The following is a 12,893-nucleotide window of genomic DNA, read 5'->3' as shown; positions in this document are numbered from 1 at the left end:
GTATTTCAAATCCGGTTTCTGAGTTTGATCGGAAACCGGATTTTAATTTAAAAAATCAGTTATGGCTAAAATTTCAACAGGGCAGATCGTTGCCGAAGTCACCAGAAAAGAATACATTACTGACCATTTTATCAGAGTGTATCTCTACTCGCCGGAAGTTCAGGTATTCAAAAATACGGTGGTGGGTGATAATAATAAAATTGCAGTTCCTCCGGCTGGTCTCAATGAGATTCATTTTCCGACGCTGGATGAAAACCATCAGTGGGTGTATCCGCCAAAAGATGTGGCTCCTTCCATCAGAACCTATACCCACAGAGGAATTGATCTGGAAAAAAATGAGCTGATCATCGATTTTGTAGATCATGGAGACGGCGGACCTGCTTCCAGATGGGTAAGAGAAGCTGAAGTAGGCTCCAAACTGGGAGTGATGATGCGCATGGAAGGTAAAGAGCTGTACCCTGCAGCAGATTGGTACCTGCTGGCCGGTGATGCTACGGCCATTCCGGTGATCAGCGCTATTCTGGAAACACTTCCCGAAACAGCAAAAGGAACCTGTATTATTGAAGTTCATGGAAAAGAAGACGAACAGCTGCTTGAAACTAAAGCACAGATTGATTTTAAGTGGCTGCACAATGCGCAGCCTCAGATCAGCAGTGAAATTACCCATGCGGTAAAAAGTATTGAGATCCCTGAAACTTCAAAATTCGGTTACGTTGCCTGTGAGTTTTCAAGTGTAAAAGAAATCCGAACTTATCTAAGAAAAGAGAAAAACTGGACTTCACAGGAATTGTACGCCTATTCTTACTGGAAGGCAGGTGTAGCAGAAAACGAATCTCAGGCAGACAGACATAAGGAGAAGGAATCGATGGAGTAGAAGGCAAGGATTTAAAGTTCAAGGTTTAAGGTTTAAGGTTTAAGGTTTAAGGTTTAAGGTTGTAGGAACACCGAATCTTGTACCTCGAAACTCGTGACCCGTACCTCGCAAACCCGCAACATTCAACCAAAAACTTTGAACATTGAACATTGAACTATTATCTTTGCACTATGAAAGATTTAATGGGCAGAGCGATCTGGGATTATTACCACAATGAAAATCCGGAGGATCTGCAGACTGAAACGTCAATTTCTGAGCTGGATGAACTTCCGGTGGATTATTTATTCAGAGATTTTGAAGAAATGAATGATATTGAGCAGAAAGCACTGCAGTTATCCGAAGGAAAGGTTTTAGACATCGGAGCAGGTGCGGGTTCTCATTCTTTATACCTTCAGAATGAAAGAAATCTTGAGGTGACGGCATTGGATATTTCACCAAAATCTGTTGAGGTTTGTAAGCTGAGAGGAATTAAAAAGGCAGTTTGCGAAAATATGCTTGATTTCTCCGGAGAAACTTTTGATACTATTTTATTGCTGATGAACGGTACCGGAGTTTTTGAAAGCCTGGCAAAAATAGATACCTATCTTCAGAAACTGCATACATTACTGAATGATGGCGGACAGGTTTTAATTGATAGTACGGATATTCTTTATATGTTCGATCGTGATAAAGATGGCGGAGTGTACATTCCTGCAGGCGGATATTATGGCGAGCTGGATTATGTGGTTCATTATAAAGGAGAATCTGAGGAACCGATTACCTGGCTGTATCTTGATTTTAATACCTTGAAAAATGCTGCCATAAATAATGGTTTCAAAATAGAAAGAGTATTGAAAGATGAAGATTCTTACCTGGCAAAACTGACCAAAAAATAATTTTTATACAAGTCATTGCGAGCTGAAAGCGAAGCAATCTCATGAATTCATACATTGTCATTCTGTACACCGGGATGACTTTTTGTACTTATCCTAGCCGCGATAGAAACGGTTACCCCACAGCAAAGAAGAGGCCCTTCGACTACGCTCAGGGTGACGGCCGGGAGCGAGGAGTAAAAGTTGATAGCGGGAATCAGCTTCTTAATTATTGTCTGAATATATTGATAACCGTTGCCAGCGGATAAAAAGAAAACCATTCCGGGAAATAGAAATACATCATAACAACAGTTACTGCACATAAAATTACCGGAAATACATAGGATTTTGCACGGTAAGGGAGTTTTTGAGGAGTTACTAAAACGCTGATGACAAGTAAACCCAAAGCTCCTGCTGCAATGACCCCAATTTCGGGACTGTATCGGGAAGTTGTACCAAAATTAAAATGAGAAACCAGAACGTACTTCTGAAATATTAAAAAAAGGAAGCCAAATACCACCGTAAGAAACGCAGGAAAGTATTTTTTGAGTTTGATTAAATTAAACGCGAGTAGAATAGCTCCGGGAATTGTACTGAAAAGAATACTGCTGACAAAAATAGTCATTCGTGAATAAAGCCTGATAGCATCCGGATCTTCTGTAATATAATCTTTCCAGACCTCTACTTCTTCTGCATGTTTTGCTTTCTCTTCTTCTTTTTTACGTTGAATCAACTGCTGAACAGCCGTTTTTTCCTGCTCGCTGAAAACCCATCCTCTTTCTTCCAGAATTTCCAAAGCTGCCTGAACAGCCTCCGGAACAAAGCGGTTGCCTTCTTTTAAATATCCTTCTAATTCCAGATTGGAAAGCTTTCTTAAAACATTTTTGTTAACCATAAGCTGTAGATAAAAGAAAGGCTGCTTCCAGAGAAACAGCCTGTGATCTTATAAAGATGGTCATTATCCGATTTCAATACCGTTTTCAACATTGCTGTCGTCCGGTGTAACGAAAGATAATTTTCCGTCTGGTTTTGTTGTTAATAATAACATTCCCTGAGATTCAATTCCTCTGATTTTTCTTGGGGCAAGGTTCAGAAGGATCATTACCTGCTTCCCGATTAATTCCTCAGGAGTGAAACTTTCTGCAATTCCGGAAACAACAGTTCTTACATCTACCCCTGTATCTACAGTAAGCTTTAATAATTTGTCTGCTTTTTCTACTTTTTCAGCTTCTAAAATGGTTGCTGTTCTAAGGTCTATTTTAGTAAAGTCATCAAACGTGATCTCCTCTTTCATAGGGTTTGCGTTAGGGTTTGTTTTTTTATTGTTTTGTTTTGTGTTTTCCAGTTTTTGGATCTGAGCCTCGATGACATCGTCTTCAATTTTTGAGAAAAGAAGGGAAGATTCGTTGATTTTGTGCCCTGTTTCAATCAATACTGATTGGTTTTCAATAGAGTTCCAGTCTTTCTTCTCAACATTGAACATGTTCAATAGCTTTTCAGAGCTGAATGGCATGAAAGGTTCGCATAACTGAGCTAAAGCAACAGCTATTTGCGCCCCAACGAATAAAGATTGAGCCGCTTTTTCAGGGTTGTCCTTGATGGTTTTCCAAGGCTCTTCAGTCTGAAGATACTGGTTTCCAAAACGGGCAAGGTTCATTAAGGCTGTTAATGAATTTCTGAACTCGTAATTTTCAAGGAATCCTGAAATTTCTTTTGCAGATTTACTTATTTCCTGCAGTTCAGGGCTGTTTACATCTCCTTGCGGAACAATACCGTCATAATATTTATGAATAAGAACAGCAACTCTGTTGATAAAGTTTCCGAAGATCCCTACCAATTCAGAATTATTCTTAGTCTGGAAATCTTTCCATGTAAAGTTGTTATCCTTTGTTTCCGGAGCAGATGAAAGAAGCGCATATCTTAAAACATCCTGCTGTCCGGGGAAGTCTTCCACATATTCATGAGCCCAAACTGCCCAGTTTCTTGATGTTGAGATCTTATCGTTCTCAAGGTTCAGGAATTCAAAAGCAGGAACATTAGCCGGCATGATATAATCTCCGTGTGCTTTCATCATCGAAGGGAAAATAATACAGTGGAATACAATATTATCCTTTCCGATAAAATGTACCAGATCACTTTCTGGACTCTGCCAGTAGTCTTTCCAGTCTTTTCCGTTTTTCTCTGCCCATTCTTTGGTGAAAGAGATATACCCGATAGGAGCATCAAACCATACATATAATACTTTTCCTTCAGCATTCGGAAGAGGAACCGGAACTCCCCAGTTCAGGTCTCTGGTCATGGCACGAGGCTTAAGACCGTCATTTAACCAAGATTTAACCTGTCCGTATACGTTAGGCTTCCAATCGTCTTTATGACCTTCAATGATCCACTCATTTAAAAAGTCTTCGTATTCATTTAATGGAAGATACCAGTTTTTTGTTTCTTTAAGGATAGGAACATTTCCGCTAAGCATTGATTTCGGATTGATCAGCTCAGAAGGAGAAAGGGTAGAACCACATTTCTCACACTGGTCTCCATAAGCGTTTTCGTTACCACAATTAGGACATGTTCCTACAATATAACGGTCAGCAAGGAATTCTCCTGCCTGCTCATCAAAATACTGCTCAGAAACTTCTTCCGTGAATTTTCCTTTCTCGTATAAAACCTTGAAGAAATCCTGGCTGGTTTCATAATGCTTCTTAGATGTTGTTCGGGAATATTCATCAAATGAAATTCCCAGATCAGAAAAAGACTTTTTGATGATTTCGTGATATTTGTCCACGATATCCTGAGGAGTTACTCCTTCTTTTTTAGCTCTTATGGTGATAGGAATCCCGTGCTCATCTGAACCACAGATAAACGCTACATCTTTTCCTAATCTTCTCTGAAATCTTGCGTAAACATCCGCAGGAATATAAACACCTGCCAAATGTCCTATATGAACCGGCCCGTTTGCGTAAGGCAAAGCTGCCGTAATCATCTTTCTGTTTGACATTTATAGTAAAGTTTTGACTGCAAAGATAAGGAATATCTGTTGAATACCGCTATTGGTGGTGTTATTATGCTGCAGAATACAAATTTTAAGGGGCGAACACCAAATTAAGTTAAACAATTGTTTAACATTTTCTTAAATTAAAACAAATATTATGTAATGCATAAGACGTTGTAAAATATTGTATCTTAAAAAACTAACTAAAATGGGTTTCGTAATATACATAATTTTAACTAAAATTATATTAAATTTATAATAATTCTAATTTTTTTTTAAATTGCGAGTCTGGCTTGAAGCCTGAACATGACTAAAAAAACGAAACTATAAAAAAATAAGATTGTGAAGAATTTTACAACAGTATTAAAAATCGCGCCCGCTTTTTTACTGGCCAGTACAGTAATACATGCGCAGAAAAAAGATTCTCTTCCTCAGGAGAAGAAGATTGACGAGGTTGTCTTGATTGGATATGGTAAGCAGAAAAAAACAGATCTTACAGGATCTATTTCTTCTGTGACATCAAAAGATTTCAATGGTGGAGCAGCTACTGCTGATCAACTGATTGTTGGTAAAACTCCTGGGGTACAAATTACCGGCAACAGCGGTGCTCCTGGCTCAGGTTCTACAATTAGAGTAAGAGGAGGTTCTTCATTTATTAATAATGATCCGCTAATTGTTATTGATGGTGTTCCTATTGATTTTAACAATTTAAGTGGAGCAACAAATCCGTTATCATTGATTAATCCAAATGACATCGAGACATTTGATATTTTAAAAGATGCATCTTCTGCAGCTATTTACGGTAATAGAGCTTCGAACGGGGTTATATTAATTACAACGAAAAAAGGTACCGCAGGTAAATTCAAAGTTAATTTCAATACTAATTTTTCTGTGTCTACAAAAATGGGTAATGCAGATGTTTTGGATGCAGATCAGTTTAGAAGTTTTGTGAATACTTTTGGTACAAATGTTCAGAAGTCTTATCTCGGTACTGCAAATACTAATTGGCAGGATAAAATTTATCAACAAGCCTGGGGAACAGATAATAATGTCGCATTTTCAGGTGGTGTAAAAGGTTTGCCATATAGAGTATCTTTGGGGTACAATGAGCAAAACGGGATCGTAAGGACAAATGAATTCAGAAGAACTTCATTAGGGTTAAATTTTTCGCCAAAATTTTTTGATAATCATTTAACTGTTAATGGTAATTTTAAAGGAACTTTTTCTGAGAACAGATTCCCAGATGCTGGAGCTATCGGCGCTTCTATTTATTTTGATCCAACGCAACCAGTATATTCAGGGAATTCTAAGTATGGAGGATATTATGAATGGTTAGATCCTGCCAATACTGCTACAGGTTTAAACGTAAATGGAACAAGAAATCCATTAGGTTTATTATATGGTAAAAGAGATATTTCATCTGTCTTTAGGATTATTCCAAGTTTACAACTAGATTATAAGTTTCATTTTTTACCTGAATTAAGATTGAACATAACAGGATCTTATGATTATGCAAAAAGTGATGGTTCTGTTAACACATATAAAGAATACGCTCAAGGTATTGGAACTTTAGGATCTTATCGTTCATATTCTCAGGAAATTAAAAGTAAATTATTTGAATCTTATCTAAATTATGTAAAAAAGATTAATGCGATTAATACCACTGTAGATATAATTGGTGGTTACTCTTATCAAGATACACGATCGATTACTCCAGCAGCTCCTACATATTATGGAAATGGTCAAAAGACCGATTTTTCAACTGCTGGAGATACGCAGAGAACTTTACTATCTTTTTACGCCAGAGGTATTTTTACCATAGCAGATAAGTATATTATCAATGGTTCTATCAGAAGAGACGGTTCTTCAACATTCTGGAATGGAGCAGATAAGAACCAGTTATGGGGTAATTTCCCAGCAGTGTCAGTTGCATGGAAAATTAATGAAGAAAATTTCTTAAAAAGTATTTCATCGATTAATTCATTAAAAATAAGAGCAGGTTGGGGTAAGACCGGTCAGCAAGAGACCGGTAATTTCTATCCTGCATTTGGTTCTTATTCTTATAGTAATAGTAGTACTGCACAGTATCAGTTTGGTAATAGTTTCTATACATTACTTCGTCCGGATGTTTACAATCCAAACTTGGTTTGGGAAACAACAACTACTAAAAACTTAGGTTTAGACTTTGCGATTTTAAATAATAGAATTAGTGGTTCAATAGATTATTTTGATAAAAAATCTGAAAACCTTATTGCAAAAGTACCTACTTGGGCAGGTGATTTAAGTAACTTTAATATTAAAAATGTTGGAATTATTGCCAACAAAGGTTTTGAAGCTAACTTGAATTTGGTTCCTGTAAAAAATGAAAGTATAACCTGGGATGTAAATCTTAATGCTACTAGATTTAATCCTAGGGTTACAAGCTTATCTCAATATGTAGATTCATCATATAAAATTCAAGTAGGGACACTTACCGGTATTAATAACTATATTCAAGCAATTACAGTGGGTCAGCCCCTTAATGCATTTTATGTTTACCAGCAAGTTTATGATAGTAATGGAAAGCCTTTAGAAGGAGCTTATGTTGACAGAAATGGTGATGGAAAATCTACTGAAGATGATAAATATTTCTATAAATCTCCAAATCCTGATGTAATCTTGGGCTTTTCTACAAAGGTAAGTGTAAAAAAATGGGAATTTAGCACATCGCTTAGAGCTGTTTTAGGAAATTACGTTTATAATAATTCTGCATCTAATAGTTCAATTGCAAATATTCAGGCGAATAATTTCTTGAGCAATACAAATTCAAGTGTTCTAACAACACAGTTTGCTACAACACAACTTTTCTCGGATATGTTTATTGAAGATGCATCCTTTCTTAGAATGGATAATTTATCAATTGCTTATAATGCAGGAGAATTTATGGGAAAAGGAACAAATTTAAGAGTAAATGCAATGGCACAAAATGTTTTTGTAATTACAAAATATAAAGGTGTAGATCCTGAGGTATTTGGAGGAATTGACAATGGTTTCTATCAAAGACCGAAAGTGTATTCAGTAGGGTTTAACTTCCAATTTTAATCAACATGAGAAATAAATATTTATATAAAAAAATAATAATAGGGTCTATTACTCTAGGGGCTCTATTCTTTGCAGGTTCTTGTACACAAGATCTTGAAAGAGAACCAAGTTTAGGATTAACAGCTACCGTGTTATACAAAGATTTTAGTAACTATAAACCTGCCTTAGCTAAAATTTATGCAGGGCTAGCAATCGGGGGGCAGGGAGATCAAAATAATGCAGATGGAAATACGGATATAGGTGGAATCGACGGTGGTTTCTCAAACTATCTTCGTCAAATGTACAGTATGCAGGTTTTAACAACAGACGAAGCTGTTATTGCTTGGGCTGATGCAGGTCTTCCAGATATGCATAATATGACTTGGAATGCTTCCAATCCTTTTGTTGCAGCAATATACTATAGAATATTCAATGTAATTGCTGTAAGTAATGAATTTATTAAAAATACGACTGACGAAAAACTTTCCACAAACGGAATCACCGGAAGTAATCTTACAGAAGCGAAATATATGCGAGCTGAAGCTCGTTTTCTAAGAGCTCAATCTTACTATCATGCAATGGATTTGTTTGGAAATGTACCAATGGTAACTGAGGCTACTGATATCATTAATACACCTCCTCCGAGAATTGCAAGAGCAGAATTATTTAAATATATAGAGTCTGAGCTTTTAGCTTGTGCAAATGATCTTAAAGATGCAAGAAGTAATGAATATGGCAGAGCGGATAAAGCTGCTGCTTGGTCTTTATTAGCAAGACTATATTTAAATGCACAAGTTTATACGGGCACAGCAAGGTATACGGATTGTATCACATACTGTAATAAAGTAATAAATGCTGGATATTCATTAAAGTCAAACTATTCATCATTATTTATGGCAGATAATAATGTAAATAATCCTGAGGTTATTTTATCTGTAAACTACGATGGTACAAGTACAAAAACTTACGGAGGTTCAACTTTTATGGTACACGCTGCAGTTGGAGGTTCTATGCCTGCTTCTGAATTCGGAATCAATGGAGGTTGGGGTGGTATAAGAACTACAAAATCTTTTGTTAATCTATTTGCTGGTTCCCCAAGCGACAAAAGAGGAAATTTCTATACAAATGGTCAAAATTTAGAAATAAATAATATATCAACATTTACAGATGGCTATGCGTTTATTAAATATAAAAATATAAAGTATTCTAATGGTGCTCCTGGATCAGATGTATCAGGTAATTTTGTTGACGCGGATATTCCTTTATATCGTTTAGCGGATATTTATCTTATGTATGGTGAAGCTGTTTCAAGAGGTGGATCAGGAGGAGACGCAGCCACTGCACTAGGATATGTAAATGCCTTAAGGACGAGAGCGGGGGGAACTACTGTTGCTTCAGTTAATACCGATTTTTTCTTAGACGAAAGATCTAGAGAAATGTCTTGGGAAGCAACGAGAAGAACAGACCTGATTCGTTATGGTAAATTTACGTCAGGTTCATATCTATGGCCTTGGAAAGGTGGTGTAAAGGAAGGTAAAGGTGTAGATGAATATAGAAATCTTTTCCCTATACCGGCAAATGATATAGTGGCTAATCCTAACTTGGTTCAAAACCCTGGATATTAACTTTTAAACAGAATCTAAAAATGAAAAATTTTTTTAAAATTTTAGCAATAGCATGTATTGGAATTTTTGTTATTTCATGTGAAAAAGATGAAGATCAGGTAATTATTACAGAAACTGTAAAAAGTAAGATTACACCAGATAAGACAACTATTGTTTTAGATAAGGCTAATCCTGACAATGTAGCTCTAAATATCACTTGGAATAAATCAACCTTTAACGTACCTGTAGTTTATACACAACAGTTACAATTTGCAATAAAAGGCAAAAACTTTAAGGATGCTTCTACAATGGAAGTGACAACTTCTCCCCTGAGCTTTACTAATAAACAGCTTAATAATATAGCATTAGGATTAGGAGCTGCTACTAATGTAGCTGCTGAGATTGAAGTTCGGCTAAGAACTTTGGTTGGTGCTGCACCTTTCTATTCTGATGTTAAGACCTTAACAGTAACGCCCTATCTTTTAGGGCCGGTTTACAATTTTAATGATCTATATCTGATTGGAGATGCTACATCGGCAGGATGGGATAATACAGATACAAATACGAAGTTTCTTCCATTACAAAAAACAGCTGCAGCAGGAGTGTATTCTTATACCGGATATTTTGCACAAGGCGGTTTTAAAATGATTAAAACTCCAGGATCCTGGAATACTCAATATGGAATGGGCACTGTAGGTACATTAAGTACAAGCGGTACTTCAGGAAATATTTCTGTATCTGCTGCTGGATATTATAAACTGACAGTTGATACCAATACTTTAACATATACCTTTACTTCAATTGGATCTCCAACAGTTACCTATAATACGATTTCAATGATCGGAACTGCATCAGGAGATTGGAATACAGATCTGGATTTACAGAAGTCAACTTTTGATTCTCACATTTGGGTTAAGAAAAATGTTACTTTGAATTCAGGTGAGTTCAAGTTCAGAGCAAATCATGATTGGGGAACAAACTGGGGGAAAGCTCAGGAGTTTTTTGGTGTAGCTGAGCTCAGCGGAGGAAATATTCCGGTAAGTGAAACCTTTAAGTATGACGTATATTTCAACGATATAACTGCGGAATATTCGGCAATTCCAATATTTTAAAACAATTAGAAATCAAACTCAAATAAAGCAAAGTGCTGCTTTACCGCAGCACTTTATTTTTTAAGTTAATAAATAGTCATTATGAAGAAAATTACAGTTGGAGCGCTTTTGCTCTCAATGATGTTTACAGGTGTGAAAGCCCAATCTTTAAAGTCTCCGGACGGAAAGTTCGAAATGAACTTTCAGCTGAAAGAAGGAGTACCTTACTATAACCTGAAATACAATGGGGCAGTAGTGGTGGAAGATTCTAAATTGGGATTGAGATTATTTAAAGACACAGCCATAAAATTCGCTTCTGAGATTGCCAAACCAGAAGATGCAAAATACGATCTGAACAACGGTTTTGCAAAGACAGATGAAAAAAGAGACTCCAAAAATGAAACCTGGCAGCCGGTTTTAGGAGAAAAGAAAAATTATATCAACCATTACAACGAACTGGCAGTCACCCTGAATCAGGCTTCTACAGACAGAAGTATTGTGGTAAAGTTCAGATTATTCAATGATGGATTGGGTTTCAGATATGAATTCCCACAGCAGAAAAATCTTAATTACTTTGTGATCAGAGAAGAAGATTCTGAAATCGATTTCCCTACCGATATGAAGGCATGGTGGATGGTTGCAGATTATGACTCTCAGGAGTATCAGTATCAGGAAACAAAAGTATCTGAAATCCCTTCAAAATGGGATAAAGCATATGATGCCAACGCTTCACAGTCATTGGTGAAAAATGCAGTTCAGTCTCCTTTAATGCTTAAAAAAGAAGGAAAAGAGCCTTTGTATATCAACGTTGCTGAAGCTGCTGTATTGGATTATCCTGCTTCACATCTTGAAGTAGATGCACAGAATTATAAATTCAAAACGCATTTGACTGCTGACAGACAGGGAGCAAAAGGATATATTCAGACACCGTCAGTAACTCCGTGGAGAACGATTATTGTAGCTCCGAAAGCTGAACAGGTGATGGATTCTAAAATGATCTTCAATCTTAATGAGCCTACAAAATATACCGACACTTCTTACATTCACCCTACAAAATACATGGGAGTCTGGTGGGAAATGATCATCGGAAAATCTCAGTGGGCATATTCTACTGCTGAAAATGTTCATTTAGGTAAAACAGATTTTGCTAAGCTTACTCCAAACGGAAAGCATGCAGCCAACAATACAAAAGTTAAGGAATACATTGACTTTGCGGCAGAAAACGGATTCCAGGGATTGTTGATCGAAGGATGGAACATCGGTTGGGAAGACTGGTTCGGACATTCAAAAGAGTTTGTTTTTGATTTCATTACTCCTTACCCGGACTTTGACATCAAAATGTTGAATGAATATGCCCATTCAAAAGGGATTAAGCTAATCATGCACCATGAAACTTCTGGTTCTGCCACGAACTATGAAAGATGGGCTGATAAAGCTTTCCAGACGATGAACAAATATGGTTATGATGCCGTAAAAACAGGATATGTAGGAGATATCATTCCTAGAGGAGAACACCATTACTCTCAATGGACCATTAACCATTATTATAGAATTGCTGAAAAAGCAAATGACTATAAAATCATGGTGAATTCTCACGAATCTGTACGTCCAACAGGAGAAAGCCGTACCTATCCGAACTATATCTCTGCAGAAGCAGCCCGTGGAACGGAATATGAAGCATTCGGAGGAAATAAACCGGACCACCAGACCGTTCTTCCGTTTACAAGATGGATGGGAGGTTCTATGGACTATACACCGGGAATTTTCCAGACGAAACTAGATTATTATTTCCCTGGAGATAACCGTTTCGTAAAAACTACTTTGGTAAAACAGCTGGCGCTTTATGTAACGATGTATATGCCGCTTCAGATGGCTGCAGACCTTCCTGAAAACTACAAAAAGCATATGGATGCGTTCCAGTTTATCAAGGATGTGGCAGCAGATTGGGATGATACCAAAATCTTATCTGCAGAACCTGGTGATTATGTGGTGACAGCAAGAAAAGCAAAAGGAACTGAAAACTGGTTTGTAGGAGGTATTACCGATGAAAACAAACGTGAATATACAGTAGATTTCTCATTCCTGGACAAAGGAAAGAAATATGAGGCAACCATCTATGAAGATGGAAAAGATGCCGATTATATCGATAATCCTCAAAGTTATAATATCTATAAGAAAGAGATTACAGGAAAATCGAAAATTAATTTTAAAATGGCAAGAAGCGGCGGTTTCGCAATTTCTATTAAACCAGTAAAATAATTGTAAGATACACTAAGGTGCCCCGGTTCATTGATTTTTTAATGTTCCGGGGTATTTTTTTAATATTTATTCGCTATCTGGCTGATTTTCCCATTTTGTCCAAATCCAATTATTCATGATGAAATCTATATGAAGATACGTAATCTTATCGTTGTTGTAAAAAGA

At 36.7% G+C, this 12,893-nt stretch carries 8 protein-coding genes; 6 read left to right on the top strand and 2 right to left on the bottom strand.

Translation table 11 applies throughout. The features are described 5' to 3' along the window. Nucleotides 1-61 precede the first annotated feature (61 nt). Nucleotides 62-874: a siderophore-interacting protein gene (locus JNG87_RS10410; protein ID WP_202843979.1), complete on the top strand. Its 813-nt coding sequence runs from the start codon at nt 62-64 to the stop codon at nt 872-874. Nucleotides 875-1,044: 170 nt separating this feature from the next. Further along, nucleotides 1,045-1,749 carry a class I SAM-dependent methyltransferase gene (locus JNG87_RS10405; protein ID WP_202843977.1) on the top strand — a complete coding sequence of 235 codons (705 nt, stop codon included), beginning with the start codon at nt 1,045-1,047 and terminating at the stop codon, nt 1,747-1,749. 205 nt (nt 1,750-1,954) lie between these two features. On the opposite strand, the gene JNG87_RS10400 is transcribed toward JNG87_RS10405, so the two are convergent. Further along, complete coding sequence (locus JNG87_RS10400) at nt 1,955-2,620, bottom strand: hypothetical protein (protein WP_202843975.1); 666 nt, start codon at nt 2,618-2,620, stop codon at nt 1,955-1,957. Between the two features lie 63 nt (nt 2,621-2,683). Continuing rightward, nucleotides 2,684-4,720, bottom strand: coding sequence for a methionine--tRNA ligase (metG, locus tag JNG87_RS10395; protein ID WP_202843973.1), 2,037 nt, complete (start codon nt 4,718-4,720; stop codon nt 2,684-2,686). A gap of 336 nt (nt 4,721-5,056) precedes the next feature. Between metG and JNG87_RS10390 the strand changes: the two genes are divergently transcribed. From JNG87_RS10390 to JNG87_RS10375, 4 genes are all read left to right on the top strand, one after another. After that, nucleotides 5,057-7,795 (top strand): SusC/RagA family TonB-linked outer membrane protein, encoded by a 2,739-nt coding sequence (locus JNG87_RS10390; protein WP_202843968.1) that lies wholly within the window; start codon nt 5,057-5,059, stop codon nt 7,793-7,795. A 5-nt stretch (nt 7,796-7,800) separates the two neighbouring features. Continuing rightward, nucleotides 7,801-9,399: a RagB/SusD family nutrient uptake outer membrane protein gene (locus tag JNG87_RS10385; RefSeq protein ID WP_137904206.1), complete on the top strand. Its 1,599-nt coding sequence runs from the start codon at nt 7,801-7,803 to the stop codon at nt 9,397-9,399. A 20-nt stretch (nt 9,400-9,419) separates the two neighbouring features. Next, nucleotides 9,420-10,490: a SusE domain-containing protein gene (locus JNG87_RS10380; protein ID WP_202843960.1), complete on the top strand. Its 1,071-nt coding sequence runs from the start codon at nt 9,420-9,422 to the stop codon at nt 10,488-10,490. 81 nt (nt 10,491-10,571) lie between these two features. Next, nucleotides 10,572-12,728: a glycoside hydrolase family 97 protein gene (locus JNG87_RS10375; RefSeq protein ID WP_110009357.1), complete on the top strand. Its 2,157-nt coding sequence runs from the start codon at nt 10,572-10,574 to the stop codon at nt 12,726-12,728. The last annotated feature ends 165 nt before the right edge of the window (nt 12,729-12,893 follow it).

The sequence above is a fragment of the Chryseobacterium cucumeris genome, assembly GCF_016775705.1.
GTDB lineage: Bacteria > Bacteroidota > Bacteroidia > Flavobacteriales > Weeksellaceae > Chryseobacterium > Chryseobacterium cupriresistens.
Note: the sequence above shows the minus strand (reverse complement) of the source record. Positions and strands in the feature narration are given on the sequence as shown.

What these genes read in the sequence shown, in the direction of transcription:
- JNG87_RS10410 (WP_202843979.1), top strand. Translation starts at nt 62, where the DNA reads ATGGCTAAAATTTCAACAGGGCAGATCGTTGCCGAAGTCACCAGAAAA.
- JNG87_RS10405 (WP_202843977.1), top strand. Translation starts at nt 1,045, where the DNA reads ATGAAAGATTTAATGGGCAGAGCGATCTGGGATTATTACCACAATGAA.
- JNG87_RS10400 (WP_202843975.1), bottom strand. Translation starts at nt 2,620, where the DNA reads ATGGTTAACAAAAATGTTTTAAGAAAGCTTTCCAATCTGGAATTAGAA.
- metG (WP_202843973.1), bottom strand. Translation starts at nt 4,720, where the DNA reads ATGTCAAACAGAAAGATGATTACGGCAGCTTTGCCTTACGCAAACGGG.
- JNG87_RS10385 (WP_137904206.1), top strand. Translation starts at nt 7,801, where the DNA reads ATGAGAAATAAATATTTATATAAAAAAATAATAATAGGGTCTATTACT.
- JNG87_RS10380 (WP_202843960.1), top strand. Translation starts at nt 9,420, where the DNA reads ATGAAAAATTTTTTTAAAATTTTAGCAATAGCATGTATTGGAATTTTT.
- JNG87_RS10375 (WP_110009357.1), top strand. Translation starts at nt 10,572, where the DNA reads ATGAAGAAAATTACAGTTGGAGCGCTTTTGCTCTCAATGATGTTTACA.